This window comes from Halococcus sp. AFM35, from assembly GCF_051195015.1.
GTDB lineage: Archaea > Halobacteriota > Halobacteria > Halobacteriales > Halococcaceae > Halococcus.
Genome location: NZ_JBNTJU010000007.1, coordinates 91964 through 117054 on the forward strand (window position 1 = coordinate 91964; position 25091 = coordinate 117054).

Annotated in this window: 32 protein-coding genes; 14 read left to right on the forward strand and 18 right to left on the reverse strand. The window is 63.9% G+C overall.

Annotation, left to right across the window (positions count from 1 at the left end):
- Nucleotides 1-89 precede the first annotated feature (89 nt).
- Together ACQUQO_RS07690 and ACQUQO_RS07695 are read left to right on the forward strand one after the other, a co-directional pair.
- Entirely contained in the window at nt 90-1553 is a 1464-nt protein-coding gene (locus tag ACQUQO_RS07690) for an aldehyde dehydrogenase family protein (protein WP_435077391.1), read from the forward strand.
- A 76-nt stretch (nt 1554-1629) separates the two neighbouring features.
- Nucleotides 1630-2211, forward strand: coding sequence for a DNA-3-methyladenine glycosylase family protein (locus ACQUQO_RS07695; RefSeq protein WP_435077392.1), 582 nt, complete (start codon nt 1630-1632; stop codon nt 2209-2211).
- A gap of 21 nt (nt 2212-2232) precedes the next feature.
- On the opposite strand, the gene ACQUQO_RS07700 is transcribed toward ACQUQO_RS07695, so the two are convergent.
- Nucleotides 2233-3582, reverse strand: a complete 1350-nt coding sequence (locus ACQUQO_RS07700) for a RimK/LysX family protein (RefSeq protein ID WP_435077393.1) — start codon at nt 3580-3582, stop codon at nt 2233-2235.
- A gap of 85 nt (nt 3583-3667) precedes the next feature.
- Between ACQUQO_RS07700 and ACQUQO_RS07705 the strand changes: the two genes are divergently transcribed.
- A complete protein-coding gene (locus tag ACQUQO_RS07705; protein ID WP_435077394.1) occupies nt 3668-4687 on the forward strand; it encodes a succinylglutamate desuccinylase/aspartoacylase family protein in 1020 nt (339 codons plus the stop codon).
- On the opposite strand, the gene ACQUQO_RS07710 is transcribed toward ACQUQO_RS07705, so the two are convergent.
- Nucleotides 4684-5631, reverse strand: coding sequence for a cation diffusion facilitator family transporter (locus tag ACQUQO_RS07710; RefSeq protein WP_435077395.1), 948 nt, complete (start codon nt 5629-5631; stop codon nt 4684-4686). The genes ACQUQO_RS07705 and ACQUQO_RS07710 overlap by 4 nt on opposite strands.
- Before the next feature lie 201 nt (nt 5632-5832).
- Between ACQUQO_RS07710 and sdhC the strand changes: the two genes are divergently transcribed.
- From sdhC to ACQUQO_RS07725, 3 genes are read left to right on the forward strand one after another with little or no spacing between them, the layout of a single operon-like run.
- Nucleotides 5833-6225, forward strand: a complete 393-nt coding sequence (gene sdhC, locus ACQUQO_RS07715) for a succinate dehydrogenase, cytochrome b556 subunit (protein ID WP_435077396.1) — start codon at nt 5833-5835, stop codon at nt 6223-6225.
- Nucleotides 6226-6591 (forward strand): succinate dehydrogenase, encoded by a 366-nt coding sequence (locus ACQUQO_RS07720; protein ID WP_435077397.1) that lies wholly within the window; start codon nt 6226-6228, stop codon nt 6589-6591.
- Nucleotides 6592-6595: 4 nt separating this feature from the next.
- Nucleotides 6596-7447 carry a succinate dehydrogenase/fumarate reductase iron-sulfur subunit gene (locus ACQUQO_RS07725; RefSeq protein WP_435077398.1) on the forward strand — a complete coding sequence of 284 codons (852 nt, stop codon included), beginning with the start codon at nt 6596-6598 and terminating at the stop codon, nt 7445-7447.
- Between the two features lie 15 nt (nt 7448-7462).
- Here ACQUQO_RS07725 and ACQUQO_RS07730 read toward each other — a convergent pair whose 3' ends face one another.
- On the reverse strand, nt 7463-8239 hold the full coding sequence (locus ACQUQO_RS07730; RefSeq protein WP_435077399.1) for a hypothetical protein: 777 nt from the start codon (nt 8237-8239) through the stop codon (nt 7463-7465).
- 113 nt (nt 8240-8352) lie between these two features.
- On the reverse strand, nt 8353-8688 hold the full coding sequence (locus ACQUQO_RS07735; protein WP_435077400.1) for an ArsR/SmtB family transcription factor: 336 nt from the start codon (nt 8686-8688) through the stop codon (nt 8353-8355).
- Nucleotides 8689-8830: 142 nt separating this feature from the next.
- On the opposite strand from ACQUQO_RS07735, the gene ACQUQO_RS07740 reads away from it, so the two are divergent.
- Together ACQUQO_RS07740 and ACQUQO_RS07745 are read left to right on the forward strand one after the other, a co-directional pair.
- Nucleotides 8831-10216 (forward strand): DNA methyltransferase, encoded by a 1386-nt coding sequence (locus tag ACQUQO_RS07740; protein ID WP_435077401.1) that lies wholly within the window; start codon nt 8831-8833, stop codon nt 10214-10216.
- Nucleotides 10217-10269: 53 nt separating this feature from the next.
- A complete protein-coding gene (locus ACQUQO_RS07745) occupies nt 10270-12129 on the forward strand; it encodes an FAD-binding protein (RefSeq protein WP_435077402.1) in 1860 nt (619 codons plus the stop codon).
- 249 nt (nt 12130-12378) lie between these two features.
- Here the strand turns inward: ACQUQO_RS07745 and psmB are convergent, their stop codons facing one another.
- Nucleotides 12379-13098, reverse strand: coding sequence for an archaeal proteasome endopeptidase complex subunit beta (psmB, locus tag ACQUQO_RS07750; RefSeq protein WP_435077403.1), 720 nt, complete (start codon nt 13096-13098; stop codon nt 12379-12381).
- Between the two features lie 48 nt (nt 13099-13146).
- Nucleotides 13147-13320: a hypothetical protein gene (locus ACQUQO_RS07755; RefSeq protein WP_435077404.1), complete on the reverse strand. Its 174-nt coding sequence runs from the start codon at nt 13318-13320 to the stop codon at nt 13147-13149.
- Nucleotides 13321-13576: 256 nt separating this feature from the next.
- On the opposite strand from ACQUQO_RS07755, the gene ACQUQO_RS07760 reads away from it, so the two are divergent.
- Nucleotides 13577-13936, forward strand: a complete 360-nt coding sequence (locus tag ACQUQO_RS07760; protein ID WP_435077405.1) for a DUF555 domain-containing protein — start codon at nt 13577-13579, stop codon at nt 13934-13936.
- Here ACQUQO_RS07760 and ACQUQO_RS07765 read toward each other — a convergent pair.
- Genes ACQUQO_RS07765 through ACQUQO_RS07785 form a run of 5 tightly spaced genes read right to left on the reverse strand, consistent with a single transcriptional unit; the run spans nt 13933 to nt 16173 of the window.
- Nucleotides 13933-14682 carry a proteasome assembly chaperone family protein gene (locus ACQUQO_RS07765; RefSeq protein ID WP_435077406.1) on the reverse strand — a complete coding sequence of 250 codons (750 nt, stop codon included), beginning with the start codon at nt 14680-14682 and terminating at the stop codon, nt 13933-13935. The two genes, ACQUQO_RS07760 and ACQUQO_RS07765, sit on opposite strands and share 4 nt — an antisense overlap.
- Nucleotides 14683-14685: 3 nt before the next feature.
- The gene (locus tag ACQUQO_RS07770) at nt 14686-14868 is read right to left on the reverse strand and encodes an RNA-protein complex protein Nop10 (protein WP_435077407.1); all 183 of its coding nucleotides are present in this window, start codon (nt 14866-14868) and stop codon (nt 14686-14688) included.
- 11 nt (nt 14869-14879) lie between these two features.
- Nucleotides 14880-15680: a translation initiation factor IF-2 subunit alpha gene (locus ACQUQO_RS07775; RefSeq protein ID WP_435077408.1), complete on the reverse strand. Its 801-nt coding sequence runs from the start codon at nt 15678-15680 to the stop codon at nt 14880-14882.
- The gene (locus ACQUQO_RS07780) at nt 15677-15889 is read right to left on the reverse strand and encodes a 30S ribosomal protein S27e (RefSeq protein WP_435077409.1); all 213 of its coding nucleotides are present in this window, start codon (nt 15887-15889) and stop codon (nt 15677-15679) included. Before ACQUQO_RS07780 ends, ACQUQO_RS07775 begins: the two co-directional genes overlap by 4 nt.
- Before the next feature lie 2 nt (nt 15890-15891).
- Nucleotides 15892-16173, reverse strand: coding sequence for a 50S ribosomal protein L44e (locus ACQUQO_RS07785; protein WP_435077410.1), 282 nt, complete (start codon nt 16171-16173; stop codon nt 15892-15894).
- A gap of 142 nt (nt 16174-16315) precedes the next feature.
- Here ACQUQO_RS07785 and ACQUQO_RS07790 point away from each other — a divergent pair, with 142 nt between their 5' ends.
- From ACQUQO_RS07790 to ACQUQO_RS07800, 3 genes are read left to right on the forward strand one after another with little or no spacing between them, the layout of a single operon-like run.
- Nucleotides 16316-16465, forward strand: a complete 150-nt coding sequence (locus tag ACQUQO_RS07790; RefSeq protein WP_435077411.1) for a C2H2-type zinc finger protein — start codon at nt 16316-16318, stop codon at nt 16463-16465.
- Nucleotides 16466-16489: 24 nt separating this feature from the next.
- Complete coding sequence (locus ACQUQO_RS07795) at nt 16490-16756, forward strand: HAH_0734 family protein (RefSeq protein WP_435077412.1); 267 nt, start codon at nt 16490-16492, stop codon at nt 16754-16756.
- 52 nt (nt 16757-16808) lie between these two features.
- Nucleotides 16809-17798 (forward strand): matrixin family metalloprotease, encoded by a 990-nt coding sequence (locus tag ACQUQO_RS07800; protein WP_435077413.1) that lies wholly within the window; start codon nt 16809-16811, stop codon nt 17796-17798.
- On the opposite strand, the gene ACQUQO_RS07805 is transcribed toward ACQUQO_RS07800, so the two are convergent.
- The 7 genes from ACQUQO_RS07805 to ACQUQO_RS07835 form a co-directional block, all read right to left on the reverse strand.
- A complete protein-coding gene (locus ACQUQO_RS07805; protein WP_435077414.1) occupies nt 17799-17960 on the reverse strand; it encodes a hypothetical protein in 162 nt (53 codons plus the stop codon).
- 67 nt (nt 17961-18027) lie between these two features.
- Nucleotides 18028-19116, reverse strand: a complete 1089-nt coding sequence (locus ACQUQO_RS07810; protein ID WP_435077415.1) for an aminopeptidase — start codon at nt 19114-19116, stop codon at nt 18028-18030.
- Between the two features lie 79 nt (nt 19117-19195).
- Nucleotides 19196-19474, reverse strand: a complete 279-nt coding sequence (locus tag ACQUQO_RS07815) for a hypothetical protein (protein WP_435077416.1) — start codon at nt 19472-19474, stop codon at nt 19196-19198.
- Nucleotides 19475-19531: 57 nt separating this feature from the next.
- Nucleotides 19532-20986, reverse strand: coding sequence for a S8 family serine peptidase (locus ACQUQO_RS07820; protein ID WP_435077417.1), 1455 nt, complete (start codon nt 20984-20986; stop codon nt 19532-19534).
- Nucleotides 20987-21125: 139 nt separating this feature from the next.
- Nucleotides 21126-23048: a threonine--tRNA ligase gene (gene thrS / locus ACQUQO_RS07825; RefSeq protein ID WP_435077418.1), complete on the reverse strand. Its 1923-nt coding sequence runs from the start codon at nt 23046-23048 to the stop codon at nt 21126-21128.
- Nucleotides 23049-23102: 54 nt separating this feature from the next.
- Complete coding sequence (locus tag ACQUQO_RS07830) at nt 23103-23453, reverse strand: DUF5802 family protein (RefSeq protein ID WP_435077419.1); 351 nt, start codon at nt 23451-23453, stop codon at nt 23103-23105.
- 48 nt (nt 23454-23501) lie between these two features.
- A complete protein-coding gene (locus ACQUQO_RS07835; RefSeq protein ID WP_435077421.1) occupies nt 23502-23645 on the reverse strand; it encodes a hypothetical protein in 144 nt (47 codons plus the stop codon).
- Here ACQUQO_RS07835 and ACQUQO_RS07840 point away from each other — a divergent pair.
- A complete protein-coding gene (locus tag ACQUQO_RS07840) occupies nt 23639-24373 on the forward strand; it encodes a hypothetical protein (protein WP_435077422.1) in 735 nt (244 codons plus the stop codon). The two genes, ACQUQO_RS07835 and ACQUQO_RS07840, sit on opposite strands and share 7 nt — an antisense overlap.
- A gap of 6 nt (nt 24374-24379) precedes the next feature.
- Nucleotides 24380-25057, forward strand: a complete 678-nt coding sequence (locus tag ACQUQO_RS07845; RefSeq protein WP_435077423.1) for an ArsR/SmtB family transcription factor — start codon at nt 24380-24382, stop codon at nt 25055-25057.
- Nucleotides 25058-25091: the final 34 nt, after the last annotated feature.

A 25091-nucleotide genomic window follows, 5' to 3' on the forward strand; every position in this document is an offset into this window, starting at 1 on the left:
GCCGAGGTGGCCCGCATACAAAGTCCTCGGGGTAGGCTTGCCATTGAAGCCGAAAGAGGGGTATGCCTCGACCGTGTACGTCGGAGGTGATGGCAGACACTTATGAGAACTACGTCGATGGCGAGTGGCGCGCGAGCGAGACCAGCGAGACCTTCGAGGTGACGAACCCGGCCGATACGAGCGAGGTCGTCGCCGAGGTACAGGATTCGGGCGAATCGGACGCCAACGGAGCCATCGAGGCGGCCGCCGCCGCCCGGGAGGAGTGGGCGAACACGCCCGGTCCAGCGCGGGGCAAACTCCTGCGCGAGACCGCAAAGCGCATGGACGACCGGCGCGAGGAACTCACCGAGACGCTCTCCCGCGAGGAGGGCAAGACCTACAGCGAGGCCAGCGGCGAAGTCGGGCGGGCGGTCAACATCTTCTATTACTACGCCGAGAAGGCGATGGACTACGCCGGCAAGCGCAGCAAGCCAAGCGCCAACGACCAGAACCTCTACACCGTGCGCGAGCCGATGGGCGTGGCCGGACTCATCACCCCGTGGAACTACCCCATCGCCATTCCCTCGTGGAAGATGGCCCCCGCGCTGGCGACGGGCAACACCGTGGTCTGCAAGCTCGCGGGCGACGCCCCGACGGTCTTTCTGAAAGTCACCGAATGCCTCGCCGAGGCCGCTGAGGCAGTCGACGCACCCGACGGCGTCGTCAACGTCCTCACCGGGAGCGGAAGCGAGGTCGGCCAGCCAATCGTCACCCACGATGAGGTCGACGCGGTCTCCTTTACCGGGAGCCGGTCGGTCGGCGACATGATTTACGAGCAGGCCACCGATGCCCACAAGCGCGTCCAGACCGAACTCGGCTCGAAAAATCCCACCGTCGTCACCGACAACGCCGACATTGAGGAAGCTGCTCGGACTGTGGGCAGCGCCGTCTTCGGCGTCACCGGACAGGCCTGCACGGCGACCGAACGCGCCATCGTCGAGGAGTCGGTCCACGACGAGTTCGTCGAGGAACTGGTCGACTATGCGAAGTCGGTCGACGTCGGACCGGGCGTCGAGGACCCCGGCATGGGCCCACAGGTGAGCGAGAGCGAACTCGACAGCACGTTGGAGTCCATCGAGACCGCGAAAGACGAGGGCGCGACCGTCGAATACGGTGGCGGCCAACCCGAGGGCAGCGAGTACGAGAACGGCCATTTCGTCGAGCCGACAGTTGTAACGGGTCTCGACTCCGATGCGACGGTGATGCAGGAGGAGGTGTTCGGACCCTTTGTGGGCGTGCTCGAAGCCAGCGACACGGACGAAGCCATCGAACTCGCCAACGACGTCGAGTTCGGTCTCTCGGCAGGCATCATCACCGACGACCACACCGAGGCCAACCGCTTCGTCGACGAGATCGACTTCGGCGTCGTGAAGGTCAACGGCGCGACGACCGGTCTCGAACTCCACGTCCCCTTCGGCGGGATGAACGCTTCGTCGAGCGAGACCTACCGCGAGCAGGGCGAGGAGGGGATGGACTACTTCACCATCATCAAAACTGTGTACGACGACTACTGACGCCGCTCGTTTTCGACGTTCCGACCCCGGCAGCCGCAACCACAACCCGTATCGCCGTTGCATTCGCACTCCCCTCGTGTCCGACGCCCACGATACGCTCCGCGAGGACCCGGTACTGCGCCCGCTCGTCGGGGAGTTCGGCGAACTCGAACTCGACACCGCCGCGAACCCCTTCGAGCGACTCGTGGTCTCCATCATCAACCAATCCGTCTCGACGGCCTCGGCGAACGCCGTCAGGGAGCGCGTGTTCGCGCTGTTCGACGACGTCACGCCTGCGGCGGTACTGGCGGCGGACGAAGAGCGACTCCGCGAGGCGGGTCTCGGCGAGACGAAAACCGAGTACGTCAGAAACGCCGCCCGCGCGTTCCGCGAGCGCGACCTGACCCCCGAGGGGTTTTCCGATGCGCCGAACGGGGAAGTCATCGACGAACTCACCGAAATCCGTGGCGTCGGCGAGTGGACCGCGCGAATGTACCTCATCTTCGCGCTCGGCCGCGAGGACGTCCTCCCGCTCGGCGACCTCGCGGTGCGCCGCGGCATCGAGTCGCTGTACGGCGACGGGGAGATGACGCGCGCGGAGATGCGTGACGTCGCCGAGCGCTGGCGACCCTACCGGAGCCTCGCGACCCTCTACATCTGGCGGTACTACGAGTCCTGATCCGTTCGTACCCCGCAGCACCTACTCTTCGAGCGTCTCCTCCTCGGGTCGCGGTTCGTCGCTGTCGGCGCGCCGGCGGACGTCGACTTGGTAGTGTTTCAGGATGTCGCGGCCGAGCAGCAGGGGATAGTTCATGTGGCTGCGGTCCTCGACGCTTGCGGTGACGGTGTGTTGGGTGCCGCCGACGCCCACCACGAGGTCGACCACCGGGCGAGCCGTGCCCGATTTCGAACTGCCCGAGCGCACGCGGGTCATGCTCTTTATCGGCCCGGCACCGATGTTGGCCGCCAGCGAGGTGTCGATGCTGGTTCGGGTCGCGCCCGTGTCGGATTTTGCGAGCGTCGATTGGGACCCACTGGTGCCGCTGACCACCACGTCCTCGATGTAGCCGACCGTCGGCGTCTGGCCGGGTTCGGGCCGCTCGGGGCGGGGCATGCTCGTGGGCCGGGAGTCGTCGAGCGTCGCTGCGAGGTCGCGCACGCGCTCGTCGTCGACGTCCCCGTCGACTGCCTCGATGGCGAGCTTGGCGATGTAGGGGGCTGGACTCGTGCCGGTGGCCTCATACAAGCCCTTGAACCCGGCCGTGGGGTTCATTTCGAGGACGTACCAGCCCTTCTCGCCCTCGATGAGGTCGACACCGACGTAGTCGAGGTCCATCACGTCGGCGGCGTAGAGGGCGGTCTCGCGCGCCTCGTCGGGTATCTCGTCGGTGACGTTCTCGACCGCGCCGCCGAGGGCGACGTTCGTCCGCCAGTCGCCCTCCGGGGCATAGCGGTGCATCGCGCCGATGATGCGGTCGCCGACCACGTACACACGCAGGTCGCGGTGTTCGCTCGCGTCGCGCTCGATGAGTTCCTGGAGGAAGGCCTGTCGATTCCCCACCTTCGGGTTCACCGGCTCGTCGAGGTCGACCTTCCACGTGCCGCCGCCGTGGGTGCCGATGGCGGTCTTGTAGACGCCGACGTCGCCGAAGCGCTCGCGGCCACGGTTCAACCGGTCATTGGAGAGCGCGAGCAGCGCATCCGGCACCCTCACGTTCCAGTCGGCCAGCCGGGCGGCGGTGGCGAACTTGTGGATGGCGGTGAGGGTGGGTCCCGGCCGGTTGAGCATCGGGCGGATACGCTCGAAGGTTGCGGCGAGTCCCAGCCCCTCGGCCGGCTCCTCGGTGTTCGAGAGGAGCAGTCGATTGGCGACGATATCGACTTCGGGTTCGAGGCTGACCTCGCTGTCGCGGATGGATACCGCGGTGTTCTCCCGGCGCAGCCACACGGATTCGTGACCCAAATCCTCGACGGCGTTCAGGATGGCTTTGGTTTCCTTGCTGGTGTGGAGGCTCAACACGCCCACGCGAACGGTGTCCGTCTCGTCCATACCTCCCTTCTCTGCGCATCCGGCAAAGCTATGGCGGTAGTTCGAAGACGCGAGGGCTTTACGTGTGGCTGCCGAGGCGCGAGCAATGGCCGACGGTGCGTTCACCTACGATGGCGGGGCGGTCGAGCCGGGCGAGACGCGGGACATCCGGTATGCCATCAGCGAGACGTACATGGGCGACCCCGTGCGCATCCCGGTGACCATCATCAACGGCGCGGAGCCGGGACCCACAGGCGTCCTCAGCGCGGCGGCCCACGGCGACGAACTCAACGGTATCGAGGTCGTCAGAACCGTGGCCCACGACTGGGACCACGACGACCTGCGCGGGACGCTCGTCTGTCTTCCCGTGCTCAATGTTCCGGGCTTTCTCGCCCAGCAGCGCTATCTGCCCATCTACGACCGCGACCTGAACCGGTCGTTTCCGGGCAGCGAGACGGGCACGAGCGCGCGCCGGATGGCCAACCACATCTTCGAAAACTTCGTCGCGCCTTGCGATTTCGGGTTGGACTTCCACACCTCGACGCGCGGACGAACCAACATGCTCCACGTCCGTGCTGACACCTCTCGGGAAGGCGTCGAGCGTGTCGCCAAATCGTTCGGTTCGAACGTCATCATCGATGGTTCCGGGCCGGAGGGGACGCTCCGGCACGAGTCGACGGTTCGGGAGGTGCCGACGATAACCGTCGAGATGGGCGAGGCCCACCGCTTTCAACGCCATCTCATCGACCGCGCGCTCGCCGGCGTCGAGAGCGTGCTCGCGGAGTTCGAGATGCAGAGCGTGAGCGCGGTGCGATGGCCGGGCTGGCGCACCGTCATCGACGGTGACGCCGAGAAGACGTGGCTCCGGGCCGATGTGGGCGGACTGGTCGACATGCACTACGACGGCGGCGACCTCGTCGAGGAGGGCGAGCCGGTCTGTACCATCACCGACCCGTTCAAGGCCGACAGCGAGACGGTGAGCGCGCCCTTTACCGGATTGCTGGTGGGGGTGCTCGAAAACCCGCTGGTCTATCCGGGTAACCCGCTCTGCCATCTCGTCGAACTCGACGCCTCGACCCGGCGCGCGCTCGAACGCGAACAGGCCAGTAGTAGCCTGCCCGCCTAATGGTCGTGGGCGGTGAGGTGGGCGTGACCGCCGCCAGCAGGACAGAGTTCGACGGTCGCGTGGTCGACATCGTTCGCATCGAGTATGCCGTGGATTTCCTTGGTGAGCGCGCCGCCATCTGCCACCTCGTCGGTCTCGACGTGTGTCGTGGCGATGGTGATTTCGCTGCATATCTGCCATGCGTGGAGGTCCGCGACCCGCGCGACGCCGTCGGCCCCCTCGATGGCTTCACGTACTGCCTCGACATCGAGCGGCGTGCGATGGAGGAAGATTCGGCCGCTCCCGCGCAGGAGTTTGCCCGCGCTCCAGACGATGACGAGCGCGATGAGACCCGCCGTGATGGGGTCCAGAACTCTAATGCCGGTGTATTCGATTGCGAGCACCGAGACGATGACCGCAATCGAGCCGCCGGCGTCGCCGAGCAGGTGATAGAACGCGCCACGCTCGTTGAGGCTCATCTCGCCGCCTTCGATGACGTACACCGAGAGGAGATTCACGAGCAGGCCCCCGACGGCGATGGCCAGCGTCGGCACCGTGGCGATGGCGACGGGGTCGACGAACCGCTGGGAGGACTCGTAGAGGATGAACCCGACCATCGGAAGCAGGAGTGCGCCGTTGAGAAAGGCCGAGAGGGGTTCGAGGCGATGGAGTCCGAATGAGTAGCGGTCGCTGGTATCATAGCGGGTGGCGACGTACGAGGCGGCGAAGGCCATCACGTACGCGAGCGCATCGAACAGCATGTGGACCGCGTCGCTCAACAGGGCGACCGAACCGAACAGCAGGCCGCCGGCGAGTTCGGCGAGAAATCCCAACAGATTGATGACGGCGACGAGCGCGAGCTTTCGCGTACTGGTGTCGCCGTGGCTGTGGCCGTCCGCGTGGTCGTGACTGTGGCTGCCGGTCGCGCCCCCGTGACCGTCCGGGTGCGCTGGCGTATCGCTCATTGTCCGCCATCGACGCCCCGGAAGTATTAATCCTCCTGCCAAAATCACCCGATATCATACTCAAAGCTAGTAAAATATATGCGGTCAGTTATTATCGTTTCGCCGGCCGTCCGTTACCGGCGCTGTTCGGTGGGTGTCGTGCGGTCGGTGGCTATCCGGTGACGTAACGCCTTTATCGGACGGGTTCGAGGCTTCGAGTGCATGAGTCAGTCGCACAATCGGGGTTTCATCGAGGACTTCGGGCGGTGGCGGGAGTTCGCGCCCGGTATGTGGGCGTGGATCTTTCACAAGTTCACCGGGTGGGTGCTCATCGGCTACCTGTTCACCCACGTCGCCGTGTTGAGCACCGCTATTTCCGGCCCACAGCTGTACACAACGACGCTGCGCTCGCTCGAAAGCCTGCTGCTCGTTCGTATCCTCGAAGTGGGGCTGCTCGCTGTCGCGACCTTTCACATCATGAACGGAATTCGGCTGCTGTTCATCGATCTGGGTGTGGGTCTCGAATCGCAAGACAAGAGCTTCTACGCCTCGCTCGTGCTGACCGGAGCCATCGCCGTCGCGAGCGTGCCGACCTTCCTCTCGGGGGCGTTCTGAATGGCCGAGCGCTATTCCTCCTTTGACCGGCGGGGCTGGGCGTGGTTCCTCCAGCGACTGACCGCGGCGTTTCTCGTCATCGTACTCGCCTTCCATTTCATGCTGTTGCACTTCGTCAACCACGCCTACGAGATAACCTTCCTTGGCTCGCAGGCCCGAATGAGTCAGGTGGGCTACTTCGTCACGATGATACTCTTTCTCGTGACGGCGACCTTCCACGGCGTCAACGGCGTGTTCAACGCGTTGGTGAATCAGGGACTGAAGGGAACCCAGAAGAAAGTCGTTCTCGGCGTGTTGGTCGTCGCTAGCGCGGGACTCATCGTGCAGGGCGTTCGGTTGGCACTGGCGATGACGGGACTGGTGTGAATCCATGAGTACACAGCTACAACGAAGCGAAATCGAAGAGGACGAATCGCCTCAGGACCAGCGACTCGAACGCAAGCGCCTCGACGAGGGCGAGCGCGAGGCCCAGCGTGCGGAGGAGGAGTCGACCGACGACGAGACGCCGCGCGCCCACCTCAAGGTGTTCCGCTACGACCCCGAGGTCGAGGGCAAGCGCGAACCCCGCTTCGACGACTTCCACGTGCCCGCGCCGAAGGGCACGACCGTGCTCGACGCGCTGATGTACGCCCGCGACGAGTTCGACTCATCGCTCACCTTCCGGCACTCCTGTCGGCAGGCGGTCTGTGGCTCGGACGCCCTGTTCATCAACGGCTCACAGCGGCTGGGCTGTCAGACCCAAATCGAGGACTTGGAGAGTCCCGTCCGCGTCGAGCCGCTCCCCCATCAGGAGGTCGAGAAGGACCTCGTGGTGGACATGGAGCACTTCTACGAGCAGATGCGCGCCGTCGAGCCGTACTTCCAGGGCGAGACGCCCGACGAGGAAGAACAGCTCCAGAGCCGCGAGAACCGCGAGAAAATCAAGATGAGTACCCGATGTATCTGGTGTGGGGCCTGTCAGTCTTCGTGCAATATCGCGGCCGGCGACAACCAGTATCTGGGGCCGGCGGCCATCAGCAAGGCCTACCGGTTCGCGATGGACGAACGCGAAGGCGAGGACATCAAGGAACATCGGATGAACATCCTCGAACAGGAACACGGCGTCTGGCGGTGTCAGACCCAGTTCTCCTGTACCGAGGTCTGCCCGAAGGACATTCCGCTCACCGAGCACATCCAGGAGATGAAGCGCGAGGCCGTGAAAGACAATCTCAAATTCTGGTGAGGTTTTTACGCACTCCTATTCGGCGTCGCTGAAATCGTACTTCCAAACTCGCTCTGTTTCCACTCGGTCCTCGCCGTCTCGTTCGAAAACATCGAACTCGAACAGATAGATGACTTCTTCGTGGAGTTTGACGGCGAGCGTGCGCACTGAGTTGGGGTAGTCACGCTTGTTCTCGATGCCTCGCGTGTTGCGAATCAGTTGGTTCCGATTCAACGTTTCGCCCTCTCCCTTTGCCTCAACTGCAAGTGCATGATGGGTCGTTCTTTCACTCTCGGACTCGTCCTCGACACCGATGTATAGGTCGTCAAGCTCAGCCTCTCTGCCGTAGACCCGCATTCGTAGATGGCTTTGGAGGTGGTAGGTGTCCAATCCGGTAAAGTCGTCGAGGAGTCCAGCGTAGCGAACCTGTGTCAGGACCCCCTGTTCGTCCTTACCGATGTACGGGCGCACGGGCTTCGGAAGGCTGCTCGTTGAAGTCGTCCGTGTCTCGTCCACTACTTCGGGAACCGGGACGAGTTGGTCCCGTTTCGTGAACAGATAGGTCGGGTCTTCTCCGCTACGGGTATCGTCGATGATGACGGCGCTGTAACCATACTGGGCGATTGATTCGGGGAGAGGCCGACGAGACCGATACGCATAGGGAATGTCCGGGACGTTCCCAACGGAGATGTCGAGTTCGGCCATCGCCTTCTCGATATCGTCGCGGTGGAACGGGATGTCGTCCTCCGTTCCGAACCCATCCGCTTTCGTGTCGAATACGTACTCAATGACCTGCTGGTACTTCCCTGCCATCAACCACATCGAACCGTGCGGCGAAGCTAAACCTGTCGACGATTTGAAATTATGTATGGATATCCGTTTGGAATCTTTATTGTCATTCGACACTCTTGATCGACCGAAAGTGGTCATTCCGTTGCGATCGGTGGCTCCCGGAAGTCGAAGAAATACTCGTCCTCCACCACTTCGAGAGTCAGATGCTTTCCGTTGCCGCTCAATCGAAACTCCTTTCGTGGACGCTTGTACGGTCCCTGAACCGTGGAGGAAACGAGAAATCCTGCACTTTCGAGGAGGTTCATGTGGTAGAGAATCGATTCGCTGGATATGTCGAAATCGTCCGTCTCCGCGAGTTGCGGTGCCGCTACAGGTCCCTCTGCGGCATATTGCAGTATCCGCAACCGCTTCTCGTCGGCGAGCTTGTCGAATAGGTCGGCCTGCTCATTGAGTGTACGTTCGTCGGGCATCGATTGGACTCTGACATCGAAGCCGGAAAACCGCTTCTTGGCTTCGAAATTCTGTTGAGACAAGCATCGAAAGACTATATAGATATTAAATATACTAGTCAAACCGGCGGCGCGGTTCAACGGAAAAGACCTAACCCCACCCATGTCACAGGACGATACGAGCACGAACGCGAGTATGGAACACAGAAGCAATATCGCACGTCTCTCCGACACCGACATTCACGATTGGTATCGGATCGTTTTCGCCTACAGCGATGAGATCATCTATGATCTCATCGAGGAGTTCAACATCACGGAGGACGACCTCATTCTCGACCCGTTCAACGGCACGGGAACGACGACTCTCGCGGCAAAACAAAGCGGAATCGACGCCATTGGAACGGACGTCAGTCCAGTCGGCGTACTCGCAGGCAGTGTGAAGACGACGTGGGACGTTGATCTAGATGAACTCTCACGTCGGCGAAACGAGCTTCTGCGAACGATTGAACCAGTTCTCCGAACGATCGACTCGGAGGGCAACGCCACGCTTTCGTCATTCATGGAAACCGATAGTGAGAGCGTGACTCTCGATGGATATGACCTGAGCGAACCGGAGAAAACACCCAAGGGCTGGTTGAGCGAAAAGCCCCGCAAGAAGATGCTGGTTCTCCGCCATCACGTCGAATCGATGCCCGACGACCGCGTGACGGACGTTTTTCGCCTTGCGATGGTCGCCATTCTTCCCGAAGACGTGGCGAACGTCGGCTTCGGGCCGGAGGCATATCGCAAATCAGCAAAAGAGAACGTGAATGTTCACGGGATTTTTGCTGAAAAGCTCGACAAAATCGAGGGTGATCTTCGCCGGGCACAGTCGAGTCTCGCCGACGGTCTCAAAGTCGGCCAGTCGGAAGTGCTTGCTGCCGACGCTCGTCACATCTCTGACGCACTCACAGAGAACTCCGGATTACTCCACACCGATGCACACGACGGTGAAGTCGATTATCTCATCACCTCCCCGCCGTACCCCGCCGAACACGATTACACGAGAAATCAGCGTCTCGAACTCATCTGGCTCGGCGTGTTGGCGGACAATGACGACCTCCAGGGTATCAAGAAGTCCAGCATCCGTTCACACACCAAAAACATCTACGTAGGCGATAACGAGGGCGAGCAGGCAAACATCCGCGAGAACGAGCGCGTCGATGCCATCATCACCGAGATGGAGCGCATCATCGACGAAGAGGACATCCAACATGGCTTCGGGCAGTACTATCCCCGCGTCGTCGAGGAGTATTTCGCCGGGATGCAACACCACTTCGAGCAGGTGTTCGAAATCATGGCTCCCGGCGGGAAAGCCTGCTACGTGGTCGCGGATTCGGGGTCGTACTGGCAAGTGTCCATCGAAACGGGTGAAATTCTACAGGAGCTGGCCGAGAGGCGGGTTGGCTTCGTCGATACGGAAATCAAACCGTGGCGAAAGCTCCACTCGACGACCGGATCACACGACGGTCTCGACGAAGAGATACTCGTTTTGACCAAACCCGAGTGACTCGCCAGGGCATGAACAGCCTCAAGTCTCGGTAGGTCAAACCACGACCAAGGATGCACGAACACGACGTCATCGTGGTCGGTGCGGGCGGGGCCGGCCTTCGGGCGGCGGTCGCAGCACACGAGGAGGGCGCGGACGTGGCGCTCGTCTCGAAACTCCACCCCGTGCGGAGCCACACGGGGGCCGCCGAGGGGGGCATCAACGCCGTGCTTCGGGAGGGCGACTCCTTCGAGAGTCACGCGAAGGACACGATGAAGGGGTCGGACTATCTCGGCGACGCGCCCGCCATCGAGACGCTCTGTCACCAGAGTCCCAGCGAGACCATCCAACTCGAACACTGGGGGATGGCTTTTTCGAGAGACGACGACGGCCGAATGAGCCAGCGTCCCTTCGGCGGACTATCCTTCCCCCGCACCACGTATGCCGGCGCGGAGACGGGCCATCACCTGCTGCACACGATGTACGAGCAGGTCGTCAAGCGAGGCATCACCGTATATGACGAGTGGTACGTCTCCCGGCTCGCCGTGACCGACCACGGCGACCCCGAGGACCGCGAGTGTCACGGCGTCGTCGGCTACGACGTCCAGACCGGCGAGGTGGATGGGTTCAAAGCCCGCAACGGGGTCATCCTCGCCACCGGCGGTCCGGGACAGGTCTACGATCATACGACCAACGCCGTGGCCAATACCGGCGACGGGCCGGCGATGGCCTACCGGGCAGGGGTTCCCTTGGAGGACATGGAGTTCGTTCAGTTCCACCCGACGACGCTGCCCTCGACAGGTGTGTTGATAACCGAAGGCGTCCGTGGCGAGGGCGGCATCCTCTACAACGCCGAGGGCGAGCGCTTCATGTTCGAGGGTGGCTATGCGAACAACGTCGGCGAACTCGCCTCCCGCGATGTCGTGGCGCGGGCGGAACTCGACGAAATCAACGCCGGCCGGGGCTTCGAGGACGACTACGTCCACCTCGATATGCGCCACCTCGGCGAGGAGCGTATAACTGATAGACTCGAAAACATCATCCATCTCTCGGAGGACTTCGAGGGCGTCAATCCCCTGGAGGACCCGATGCGCGTCAAGCCCGGCCAGCACTACGCGATGGGCGGCATCGAGGTCTCAGAGAACGGCGAGACCTGTATTACTGGGTTGTACGCCGCCGGCGAGTGCGCCTGCGTCTCGGTCCACGGTTCAAATCGACTGGGTGGGAACGCACTGCCGGAACTCATCGTCTTCGGCGCGCGTGCGGGTCGCCACGCCGCCGGCAAGGAGATGGAAGCAGCCGAAATCGAGACCGGGCCGTCGGCGAGCATCGGCTCCGGCGACGTCGACACCCCGGTCACGCCCGGCGCGCTCGACACCTCCGAGGACGTAGCCGCCGACGGCGGACGGGCGGGCGACGAGCGCGCGGACGGCGGCGCGCTGGTCGGCATGGACGAGACCGTCGAGCGCGCACTTGAGGACGAACGCGCGCGCATCGAGCACCTCCTCGACAAAGACGAGGGCGTCCAGCACGCCGACATCCGCTCGAAGCTCCAGGAATCGATGACCGCGAACGTGAACGTCTTCCGCAACGAGGAGGGCCTGAAACAGGCGCTGCGGGACATCCGCGAGGCCCGCGAGGCCTACCAGGACGTCTACGTCAACGACCCCTCTCGCACCTTCAACACCGACCTCCAGCACACCATCGAGACCCGCAACCTCATCGACCTCGCCGAAGCCATCACCCTCTCGGCGCTCGCCCGCACCGAGTTCCGGGGTGCCCACTGGCGTGAGGAACACCAAGAGCGCGACGACGAGAACTGGATCAAACACACGATGCTCGCATGGAACGAGGGCACGCCCGACCTCTACTACGCACCGGTCATCCTCGACGGCGAGGACAAGACCTACGAGCCGAAAGAACGCAGTTACTAGACGCCACCGTTTTCCGTACTGCGAGGCGACGGGGCCGTCTCGGCATTCTCAACGGAGACGGCGCTTTTGGACTGGACGATTCCGAAGGAATCGCTTGTAGTCGGCGCGACGCGCCGATGACCTCGCGGACCTTCGGCCCCTCAGTGAGAAAGGTGCGGAGCACCGCTCGTTCGCCCTTCATCCGCCAAGTCCCGCACCGCAATCGCCACAGCCGCCGCTCTGGGCTACTACCGGCAAAAAGTCACGGCCTCAGAGGAGCTGGTCGAGGCTGTCGTACTCCTCGATTTCGACGCCCTCGTCGGTGATTTCGGACATGATGATGCCGTTACCGCTGGCGGTGTCGCGCTCGACGGCGCTTTTGACCGCGCGGGCGGCGACGGTTCTGGCCTCGTCGTTGCTCATGCCCTCGTCGTACTGCTGTTCGAGGACACCGTAGGCGAAGGGCGTACCCGAGCCGGTCGCGCTGTACTCCTCTTCCATCACGCTGCCCGTCGGGTCGATACTGTAGACGTGGCTGCCCTCGCTATCGACACCACCGAGAATCGGCTGGACGATGAAAAAGGCCCCACTCCGGAGGAAGTTCGAGGTGAGCGTCGAAAGCGCCTGCATGCTCATCTCCTCACCGCGACGGGCCTCGTAGAGGTCCACTTCGGCTTTGAGATTACTGATGAGTGCCTGCGCTGCACTCACTGACCCAGCAATGGTGAGCGCCCCGCGAGGGTGGATTTCGGCGACTTTCACGGCGGTCTTGCTCGATACCATGTTGCCGAGGCTCGCCCGGCGGTCGGTGGCGAGCACCACGCCGTCGGTCGTCGTCAGCCCGACGGTCGTCGTGCCGGTTTTCGTGATTTCGGCGTCGTCCATGTCCTGGTCCGGGTCCGGCAGCGAGCCGAGTTCCGGTTCGTAGATGTCGTCGGTCGCCTGTCGCCCGGGCCGCGCGAGGTCCGGACCGTTTGGTAGCTCAGGCATTACCCTCTGTACTTGCCCGACGCTTAAAAGGCCAGTCCTTCCGAACTCTCAGTCCTCGCTCGCGCGCTCGTGGGCCTCGCCGAGGCGCTCGACGAGCCGGCCGACGGGAAGCGACAGACCGGCGCGCTCGGCGACCAACGCGAGCGGAAACGTGACGATACCCAGCAGGAGTACAGCCTGGTAGGCGGCGAACAGCAGCGTACGGTACAGTCGTGCTTTCATGTCCTCGCCGAGGGGAAATCCGAGGAGGTATATAACTGTACCGCACCGAAATCGGCAATGAGAACCACCAACACACCGACGCAGTCATTCGATTCAAGTGGATTTGAACGGAACGCAATCAGAACTGCGAACACGAGGGTCGTGAGCGGGGTGATGGACGACCCACGACGTTCGTCGCCATAACGTATCGATAGCTTCGGATTCACGTGCGCGGCGAAACCACAAGGTACGACACGCCGGGGACCGAGAATCGAATATGGCTGACTATCTCGTTGCGATGGAGGCGGCGTGGTTGGTTCGTGACGTCGAAAGCATCGACGACGCCATCGGCGTCGCCGTCAGTGAGGCCGGCAAGCGGCTGAACGACGAGGACAAGTCCTACGTCGAGGTCGACGTCGGCGCGACCGGCTGTCCGGCCTGCGGCGAACCGTTCGACTCGGCCTTCGTCGCCGCCGGCACGGCGCTCGTGGGACTGGTGCTCGAAATCGAGGTGTTCAACGCCGACGGCCGCGAACACGCCCAGCGCATCGCCAAAAGCGAGGTCGGCGGCGCGCTGCGCGACGTGCCACTCGACATCGTCGAGACCATCGAACACGACGCCGAGGAGGAGAGCTAACCGATATACCGGAGGTCGTCGTCGGTGGCCTGCTGGCCTTGCTCCATCTGTTGGATCTTCTGGACGACCTCCTCCATTTCGTCGGCGCGCTCTTCGAGCGATTCGAAACTCACCTCGAAGCCGACCAGCTCTTCAAGCACTTCGAGCACTGCCCGCGCGCTCTTCGGGTCGACGAGATACCCGCTCGTCTCGCCCATCAGACACGCCGCCGGCAGGTCCCGGCGCTCGCCGAGACCCAGAAGGAGACCGGAGACGCCGACGATGCCGCCAGCCGGTTCGCCCTCGCGGAACTCCACACCGCCGTCTTCGAGTTCCTCGGCGAGGTCGTCGGTGGTCGCGGCCCCGATGACGCCGTACTCGTCGATCAACTCACCTGTGGGAACGCCGCCGAGCGCGAACACCCGCTCGGCCCCGTGGTCGGTCGCGAGGTCGAGGAACAGGTCCGTCAGCCGGTAGTGGCCGGCGGCGTCCTGTGCCTGATGGTCGCCGGTGAGCACGAGCAGGTCCTGCCCATCGACTTCGACGGCGTGGAGTTCGGCCGATGCCAGTTTCGCGCGGCCGTCCTCGATGTTCACCTGCGGCGGGAAATGCTCCGAATACACCCGTGCGAGGAGTTCGCCGTCGAGTTCCTCAAGGAGGTGTTCGGCGACGAGTTTGCCGACGTGGCCCACGCCGGGCAGCCCTTCGATGAGTACCGGGTCGGTCAGCGACGGCTCCGCGAGCGTCTCGACGTCGAATTCGTCCATGGCTCAATCGGACTCGCGGCGCTTAAGAGCGCGTCGGTACTCGCCATGTGGGTCCTCGGGGTTGTAGGGTGCCGGCGCGCTATTGACCGCGCGCGCGCCACAGTCGGGACAGGTCGAAGAGAGCGTATAGACCGGCCGCTCGTGAGCTGATTCCCACACCTCGCAGACACGAATGGCCGATTTCATTTTTCGATTCCCTACTCGTCGTCGCTGCGGCGCTCGCGGTGGAACTCGGCGGTGCCACCGCGTTCCGTGACCGAGGCCGCCGCGCGGTCGGCGCTGGCTTCGAGTTCGCTCTCGGCGGTCTTGTAGTCAGGTGCCTGTACGCGGATGCGGTATTCGGGCGACCCCACATAGGTGACGTCGAGTTCGACCTCTTCGGGGATGTCGCCGTTACCCTCTGCGGCGTGGAGCGCCTCACGGATGACGTCGACACCGGCGCTGTCGGGGCTCGTGAGGTCGACGTAGCCCGCGACCGTCACGTACGGCACCGAGACGTTCTCGCGGGCGGTCTCGACGATGGCATCGATCTCGTCGTCAGTGAGGTCGGTATCGGCGAGCGCCTCCCCACCGTGGATGGCCGCCTCCTCGAATCCAGCATAGAGCGAGCCGAATTCAGCGAGGAACTCGTTGGCGATGGTGGCGTACTGCTCGTCGTCGATGTCCTCGCCGAAGGCAATCGTCATCCAGTTGTCCGCCTTCTGTTCTGACTTCCATTCTCTGACTTTCTCCGAGCGCTGGTGGTCGTTGACGTCCTTCAGCGAGAGGTCGATCTGCTGGGACCCCTCGTCGACGTCGAGCACCTTCGCGACCACCGTCTGGCCGACGCTCACGTGGTCGCGGACGTTCTTGATCCAACCCGAGGCGACCTCGGAGATGTGGACGAGACCGCGTTTGTCCTCGTACTCGGAGAGGTCGACGAACACGCCGAAGTCGGCGATCTCGTCGACCTTTCCCACCACGAGTTCGCTCGGGTCGGGCCAGCCGCTGTATTTCATTGGGCCTCGGATTCACCCGCGATGGTCTCGGTCGCCTCGCGGTGCTCGACGGTCTCGACGACCTCGCCCTCGAAGACCGCCTTGCCGCTCGTGGGTGTGGCGAGCGTCGTGCCACAGACCGCACACGCGACCGTGCTCGCGGCCTTGCCGAAGACGGCCTGTTCGTTCTCACAGTCCGGACAGCGCACGGAGTAGAAGCTTCCTGCCATGATTACTCCTGGAACTCCACGCGGCCGGCGCGCCAGCCCTCGCGCAGGTGGGCGTTGCCACACTCGCCACAGCGGTACTTGAGGTTCGTCTTCTTCGTGGGTTTGTCTCCGCCTGGGACTTTCGAGAACTTCCCGGCGTTGCCGATGACCGACGTACCGCGCTCGCGCTGTCGGTCGATCCACTTCATCCCGGTCTCACGGCCGCTGCGGACCTTCTCGACCTCGTGTTCGTGGTGCTCGTTGCAGTTCGGACAGTACGTGTTGAATCGACGTGGCATCTGCATGGTTACTGCGAGTCCCTAACGAGCGGGCGGATAAAACCCGTTTGGTCTGGCGGGATGGTCCGCGGTGGGTGTCGTCCCCTCTCGCGGCGCGGAACCCGTCGTTTGCCGGTGAAAGCGTTTCGGTCGGTCGCCGGGACGGACGATGAGTTCGACCGACAACGACTGTCACATCTGCGGGGAATCGTTCGAGAGCGAGCAAGCGCTCAACGAACACATGGCCGAAGAACGTCCCGAGCACGAAATGACCCGAACGCCGTCGGTTTTCCCGTCGATGCCCGTCCGAAGCGCTTAGGTTCGCGTCGGCTGACGTGCAGGTATGAAGCGGCTCATCATCAACGGCAACCCCGACGTCCGCAAAGGGGGAATCATCGACCTCGACGGCGAGGAGCTGGTCTGTTTCGGCATCAGCAAACAGGGTGAGTGGCACGGTCCCGACCGCCCGCAGCTGTGGTGTACGGTCGGAACCGAAGACGAGACCGAAGCCTTCGAGCGCCGCGAGTTCATCCCGATGCACCTCGACGTCGAGACCGTCGACGCCGAGTCCGTCGAGGTGGTACAGCGCAAGGGCGAGCTCACCGTCTGAACGAGCCACGCATGAGCTAAACGTGACGGAAACGGACCGCCGTCGACCGACGATGGCCGAAACCATTCCGGTGGTCGTGGTGCTCGCCGTCGTCCTTTCCGCCGGCTGCGCCGGTCTCACCGAGCGCCCGCTGCCCGATGACCTCGCCGGCTACGCGGGCGACCCGGACAACCCCTACGGCGACCGAAATCTGACCGTGGCCGTCACTGCGAACGACTCGACACGCGCGTTCGACCCGCTCGTCGCCGAAGCGGTCGACTACTGGGAGACACACGACGAACGATATCTGAACTACTCGGTGAACGTCACGCTCGCGGCGAACGCCAGCGACCCCGACATCCGCGTGTCGTTCACGCCACGCATTGCCCACTGTGGACAGGTTACAAACGCCGCCGGCTGCGCACCCGAAATCACCGCTCCCTCCCAGACCGGTGACACCGTCGAGGTTCGCGCGCTCGACAACCTCTCGGCGAACTCGACGGTGCGCGTGCTCGAACACGAGTTCGGTCACGCGCTCGGCCTCGGCCACGGCGACCCCCCACAGGAGCTGATGGCGACGCACACGACGCTGACGAGCCTGCCGAAACCGAACGCCAGCACGCGCGCGCTCGCGTGGAACGATTCGACACTCACCGTGTTCGTCACCGACGACGCCTCGGCGGCCGAACGCGAGGGGATCGACCACGCGCTGGACTACTACGACCGGGGCGCGGACGGCACGGTTCCGGAAAACGTCTCCTTCCGCATGGTTTCGAGCTTCGCAAACGCCGACGTCGTGATTCGTCCCACCGAGCGCTCGCCCTGCGCATCCGAGCGGGGGTCGTGTGGCTCGGTCTTCGGCCGCGACAGCGACGGCGACGGCGCGCTCGAAACGTACACGCGCCTCGAAATTACCTACACCGGTCTCGACGCCGACGCCGTGGGCTGGCACGTCGCGCGCTGGCTCGGACTCGGTTTCGGCATCGAGAACGAATCGGCCTATCCGCCGGTACTGCGCGAATCGACGGGCTACGACGAGCGCCGGAGCGACTGGTGGCAGTAGTCATCGAAGCGGTCCCCACTCGCGGCGGCGAATCGAGTAACCTCCACACTCCGGACAGACCTGTCGGCGTTCGTCGAATCCAACGCCGCAGTTCCGGCAGACGTACTCGGTCTCCCCCTCGTCGCGCCCGATGTACCGGTTGAGTCGGTCGAAATAGCTCATCCGCAGGCCACTCCCAGTAAACTATCGACCACAGGCGGTAAATACTTTGTCGGGGTTCGACGGGCGCTCATTCCTCGAAGCCCGCCTCCCACCGGAAGGCTCCGTCGCGCTGGACGGTCTCACCGTCGATTTCGAGCCGCGAGTCGTCGCTCATGTCGGTGATCAAATCGACGTGAACCGCGCTCTCGTTGCCCGCCTCGCCGTCGGGCAGACAGGCGTCGTAGGCACGCCCGAGCGCCAAATGGACTGTGCCAGCCATCTTCTCGTCGAACAGAATACTATCCGTCGGCCGGTCGATGCCGCGGTTCATCCCGATTCCCAGTTCGCCGAGGCGGCGCGCGCCGTCATCGGTGTCGAGGATTTCGCCGATGACAGCAGGACCGTCGTAGTCGATGACTTCACCGTCTTCGAAGGTCAGTCGAACATCCTGAACCCGCTTTCCGCGAACGGTCATCGGCACGTCGAAGGTAGCGTGGCCCTCGGTCCCGTAGGGTGCGGTGAACACCTCGCCGCTCGGGAGATTGTGGCTGTCGTCGGCGACCGATGCGGTGGAGTTCACCGCGGTCCGGTTCTCGATTGCCATCGTGACGTCGGTCCCCTCGCCGACGATGCGGACCTCGCGTCCCGCGTCAAGTCGCTCTTTGAGTCCGCTCATCTCCTCGGCGAGCGCTTCCCAATCGCGGAGCACGGCGTCGTAGACGAACTCTCGGTAGGCTTCGTAGCTCATGCCGGCCTGCTGGGCAAGCGAGCGCGTGGGATGCACGGTCGAGACCCAGTCGGTGTTCATGTACGCCTCCCGAACCTTCTCGCGCGCCGTGGCGTGGGTCGACCGCGTTTGGCCCGGAACGTCCGCCATCGCGCTCGCGTTCCGCCCACCACCGAGCGAGAGCACGGCGTCGGCGTTCTCGTAGAGCGCGTGTTCGTGTGCGGGATTTTCGTCGAATTCGTCGTCGTGCGCCCGGAGGTAGGCGCGATTGATTTCACCCGAGGTGTACGTCACCACAGGGTTCGCGCCGCGGTCGCCGAGTTCCGCCGCGACGGCGACCGCGAGGTCGTGTGCGCCCGGTGCGACCGCGAGGACGACGTCGTCGCCCGCCTCGATACGGGCGCTCCACTCGACCAGTACCGCCGCGTGCTCGACGATGCGTTCGTCCATACTACCGGATAGCTCGACGCGACCAAAAACCCGTCCACACGACGCCACAACTTGGTCGGGTTTGCGAGGGGTCGTCGCGCTATCCGCGCCAGTCGCTGACGTGCGCCGTCTCGTCGACCCGTACGTGAGAGGGATTCGTCTTCCGCAGCCACAACGCGAACTTCTGCATCTCCTCGCTCGCCTTGAGGTCCGCGACGGTGTTGAAACGGTGTTTCAACTCGTGGTTGGTGAAGACGGCATGAATCTGGCGGTGACAGGGGTCACAGACCGGGGCGACCGAACTCTCCTTGCGATTCTGTGGCGTCAGATGGTGTCTCGTCGTTTCGACGTTGCGCTCACAGATGGCGCACTCGCTCATGTGTTTCGTACGGGTCGATTGCTCATCGGTGCTTCGACAAACGAGTTCGTCGGCGGTTCAGACGAGCGTCACGTCCGAGAACCCGGCGAGGGTACCGCTCTCGGCGCGCGAGGTGGCGGCGTAGGCGTCGACGAACCCGCTCCCGACGTTGTACGGCGTGTACTCGCTCGTTGCGTCCTCGGCCTCGGCGGTGAGCGTGTTCAACAGTTCCGTCGGCGAGACATCGCCGCCGTTGTTTGCGCGGTAGGCATCCACCACGAGCGTGGCGATGCCCACCGTCGCCGGACACGCCATCGAGGTGCCGCTGATGGTCGCATAGAAGAGTCGGCCGTCGTCGGCACTACTCGCACCGAGCACGTCGCCGGGCGACATCGTGCTGACGATGGCGTTGCCGGGCGCGCCGATGCCCGGTCGGTAGACGCCGATTGGGCCGGAGCTGCTCCCGGTCTCGTAGTAGTTTCGGAGGTTGTCGAGCGCCGTCCCCCGGTCCCAGTTGTCGGGCGTGTTGGCGCTGGTCTGCTTGCGCCCGCGCGAGGAGAAGTTCGTCACGGCCTTCTGGTCGTTCGTCGCGGCGACGCCGAGCACGTGGGGCGCTTTGGCGTACTGGTTCAGCGTGTTCGTGCCCGGCCCGGAGTTGCCGGCCGCGAACACCGACAGCAACCCCTCCTGATAGGCCTCCCACGTCGCCGTGTTGAGCGCGCTGTCGGGGTCGAAGTCCTCGCCATTGGAAGAGCCATAGGAGTTGCTGACGATCTTCACGTCGGAGTCGCCGTCCCGAACCCGCTTCAGGAGGTGGTCGTAGGCCGCGGCGGTCTTCAACACGACGAGGACCGCGCCGCCCGCGTACACGTCGAGGTCCGCGTCGGGAGCCATCCCGCGGAACTGGCCGTCGCTCGCCGACCCGTCGCCCGCCACAGTACCGGAGCAGTGGGTGCCGTGGCCGCCGCCGTCGGTGTCGACGATGCCGACGTCCGTCCAGAGCGTGGGCGAGCCGAGCGGATTGCCGACCCACTGCCAGTTGTGGGCGACGTTCTCACGGAGGTCCGGATGGTCGCCGTCGACGCCCGAGTCGATGACCGCCGCGTGGACGCCCTCGCCGGTGTAGCCCGTCGAGAGGCCGCTTCCGCTGCCCGATTGGACCTCATCTGCGCGCGTCACGTCTCTGGTGTCATCGTTGTACAGTTCGAGTTCCTTGTTGCGCTCGACGCGGCGAACGCCGTCGAGAGCGGCAAGCTCCTCTATGAGACCGCCACCCACTTCGGTGTAGCCGATTGGCAGGACGTCGAACTTGTAGTAGCCGTTCGGGAGGGCGAAGTTTGCCAGTTGGTCGACCGCGTCGTTGGACTCGAAGACGACCAGCGCCTCCTGGAGCACGTCGCTCGTGAGGTCGAACGCGCTGTCGACCAGCGACGTGGACGCCGCGCCCGCGACGCCGCTGAACGGTAGCGCTGCTGTGACGCCTGCTGCACCTGTCGCCGTGATGAACGTCCGCCTGTCGATTGCGTCTCGCATGGAGCGAACCCCCGTTCTACACGAGCAATTCGGTTCTGCCCGATTGAAACGGCTTTTTAAGTGTTCGTTCGGGCGGAACGTTGCTCGCTGGGTCCGTTCCGTGCCCGCTTCGTGTGGCCGGCGAGAAGTACCGTCCGCGTCAGTCGAGGAAGTCGGGCGCGACCGACTTCTCGTCGCGCTCGCGTTCGAGGTGGTCACGGAACTCCTCGACGGCGACGCCGTCGCGCTCGCGCTCTTGGCGGTCGCGGACCGACACCGTGCCGTCCGCCGCTTCGGTGTCGCCGACGATGAGCATATAGGGTACACGGTCGTCGTGGCCCGCCCGAATCTTGCGTCCGACCGTCCACGAACGGGTCTCGATTTCCGTACGGAACCCATCGAACTCGGCGGCGATGTCCTCGGCGTAGGCGATGTTGTCGTCGCTGACAGGTAAAATCCGCACCTGTTCGGGCGCGAGCCAGAGCGGAAAGTCGCCGTTGAAGTGCTCGATGAGCACCATGAAGAAGCGCTCGTAGCTGCCGTAGAGCGCCCGATGGATCATCACCGGGCGGTGCTCGTCGTTGTCCTCGCCCACGTACGACAGGTCGAAGCGCTCGGGCATGTTGAAATCGAGCTGCACGGTGGGACCGTCCCAGACCCGCCCGAGCGCGTCCTCGAAGGCGAAGTCGATCTTCGGTCCGTAGAACGCCCCGTCGCCCGCTTCGACGTCGTAGTCGTACCCGCCGTCGTCGAGCACGGTGCGGAGCTGGGATTCGGCCTGCTCCCAGAGGGCGTCGCTGCCGACGGATTTGTCGGGCCGGGTCGCCAACACGAGTTCGGTCTCCAGACCCACCGTGTCCATCACCTCGAAGACGGTGTTCATGATGGTTCGAATCTCCTCGGCTATCTGGTCGGGTCGGACGAACAGATGGCCGTCGTCGATGGTGAACGACCACGTCCGGGAGAGTCCCGAGAGTTCGCCGTGCTGTTCCTTTCGGTATACCTTCCCGTCCTCGAAGTATCTCACTGGGAGATCCCGATAGCTCCACGAATGCTGGTCGAAGATCGTCGCGTGGCCCGGACAGTTCATCGGCTTCAGCCCATACTCCTCGTCGTCGACGTCGAGCAGGAACATGTCGTCGACGTAGTTGTCGTAGTGGCCCGACTGCTTCCAGAGTTCCGTCCGAAACAAGTGGGGGGTTTCGACGGGTTCGTAGCCGGCATCGAGGTTGAGCGAGCGCGCGTATTCCGAAAGTTCGTCGAGCACGCGCTTGCCGTTGGGATGATACAAGGGGAGGCCCGGTCCCGTCGTCTCGTCGACCGAAAACAGGTCCATCTCCCGGCCGATCTTCCGATGGTCGCGCTCTTTTGCCTGCTCGCGGCGTTCGAGGAACTCCGCCAGACCGTCCTCGGTCGGGAAGGCCGTCCCGTACACTCGGGTGAGCGTTTCGTTTGCTTCCTCGCCGCGCCAGTACGCCGCCGAGGTTTCGAGCAGCGAGAAGCCACCGATTTCCCCTGTGGATTCGACGTGTGGTCCCTGACACAGGTCGAAAAACTCGCCCTGTTCGTAGAAGCTCACGGGGTCCTCGTCGGCGGCCTCCGTTTCGAGGATGTCGCGCTTGAACGGGTTGTCCTCGTAGATATCGAAGGCTTCCTCGCGCGGGCGCTCGACGCGCTCGATGGGGAGGTCCTCGTCGATGATTGCCGCGGCTTCGTCCTCGATTTCGCGTAGGTCCGACTCGTCGAGGTCGATGTTCGCGATGTCGTAATAGAACCCGTCGTCGGTCCACGGTCCGATGGTGAGTTTCGCGTCGGGATGGAGTCGGGAGAGTGCCTGCGCGAAGACGTGCGCCGCCGAGTGCCGGAGCACGTCGAGGTATTCATCGGACCCGTCGGTGACGATTTCCAGTTCACTGTCCTTCTCGATGGGTTCGGCGGCGGCGACGAGGTCGCCATCGACCACGCCCGCAATCGTATCGTGGCCGAGACCGGGACCGATCTCGTGGGCCACGTCCTCGACCGTCGAGCCGCGCTCGACCTGTAGTTCGGAACCGTCCGGCAGCGTCACGACGACATCGCTCATGAGGTGAATAGATGCCACGCGGGGGATAAGCCTGTTGAGACGCCCCCATCTCGCTCAGACGGCCTGCCCGGAGAGACGGAGCAACTGGGCGGCGCGGTCGGCCTTGGCGAGGAACACCTCCCGGAGGGTCGGCGGCGTCTCGATGCGAGTCTCGGCGAGCAACGACGCGGGCACCCAGAGCGTGTCGCGGGGGACGCCGCTGTCGCCGCCGACGGCGAAATGGCTCGTTTCGAGCTTCATCACGAGCGGCAGGTCGGTGCGTTCGATACCTTCGCCGGCGGCATACAACTGTTCGTTGAGCCGTTCGTGGGTGGCCTGTTGGATGAACGCACCCGCCCCCTCGTCGGGCGTGGGTTCGATGGAGAGCCGGCCGACGAAGTAGCCACGCGAGAACCGTTCGAACATACTATGTATATTGCTACCACACACCACCTCATAAACGTTTCCGCGTTGTCAGTCGTTCCCCCAGTCGGAGATACCGAGCACGACATCGCACTCTGGACAGGTCCAGACCTTCGGCGTGCTCGCGGCGGTCGCCTGTTCGAGCCGCTCCGCCCAAACGCTGATGTCGGCCTCACAGTACGGACAGTATGCCATTCAAGACCATACCACAGGATGGCACTTGTAGTTTCTGGCAGGCCACGCGCCACCGGAACGATGCACGGCACATCGGAGGGGCCGAACGGCCAGCGCGCTTTTACTCTCCCGTCTCCGAACGACCGGTAGTGAACACGAACGCCGCCGCGGTCGCTTTCGTTTCGGTACTGCTCTGTGGATTCGTTGGCATGGGTGTCAGTCCGCAGGTCGGGACGAGCGAGCCGACCACCCGACCTGCGACCGAAGACGTGGGACGCGAAGTCTCGGTGTTCATGCAGCGCGGCGTCGCCGCGGCCAACGGCTCGGTCGATTCGGGCATGTGGACGGCGGCCTTCGAGAGCGCCGAGAACCAATCGCGCAAGGAGGCGCTCGTCGCCCAGCGCGCGGCGACCCTCCGCGTCCGCCTCACGAGGCTCGAAACCCGCATCGAGCGGTTCCCCACGGGGACGAACCGTTCGGTCGCCCACCGAGCACGCCGGGCGCGTCTCGCCGCCGACCGCGACGCCCTCGCCACCGCCATCAGCGAGGCGAAGACGACCGCAGCGAGCGAGGGCGTGAACGCCTCGGGACTGGACCGACTCAGTCGCCGCGTCGAGAACCTCTCAGCGCCCACGGCGACGGGCAACGGAAGCAGTCGGTCGCCCACGCCGGCCGTCGGCACCGACGGCCCACGGCGGAGCGAAACGGCGGTCGCCGGGACAACGTTTTACACATCGAGCACTAACTGAAGGTGAATGGACTCCGCGGCGCTGCTCGACCTGCTCGGCAACGAGAACCGCCGACGCATTCTCAGGTTACTCGCCCAACGGCCGTTCTACGTCACCGAAATCAGCGATTCGCTCGGCGTGAGTCCGAAGGCCGTCATCGACCATCTCCGGAAATTGGAGGAGGCGGGACTGGTCGAGAGCCACGTCGACGACGGTCGTCGGAAGTACTTCCGCATCTCGCGCAACCTCAGACTGGAGGTGAACGTCTCGCCGTACGAGTTCGGCGCGAAAAGCGCCTATCCAGCGAGTTCGAGCCTCGACCTCACGACCTGTCGGTACGTCTCCATCGACGTCTCGCGCGAGGAGACGAGCGACCTCGCCGAACTCGCCGCGGACCTGCGGCGTTTCGAGCAGCTGGAGGACGAACTGTCGCTGGCCCAGCGCTGGGTGCAGGGCCGGCTGGCGACGCTGCACGACACGCTCACCGACCGCCTCGAAGACCGACTGAACACCGGGGGATTCGCCGACCACGGCGACGCGCGCTTCTGTGCGGAGGTCCTCGGCGCTGTCGAGGGCGGCACCGACACCGCCGACGCGCTCGCCGAACAGTTGGGCGTGCCGCTACCGGTCGTCGAGGACGCGCTCGATCTGCTCTCGACCAACGGGCTCGTGAGCCGTGAGAACGGTCGCTGGACTGTCGAGTGACGAATCGATAGTGTTAGTGAGCAAGGGACGTCTG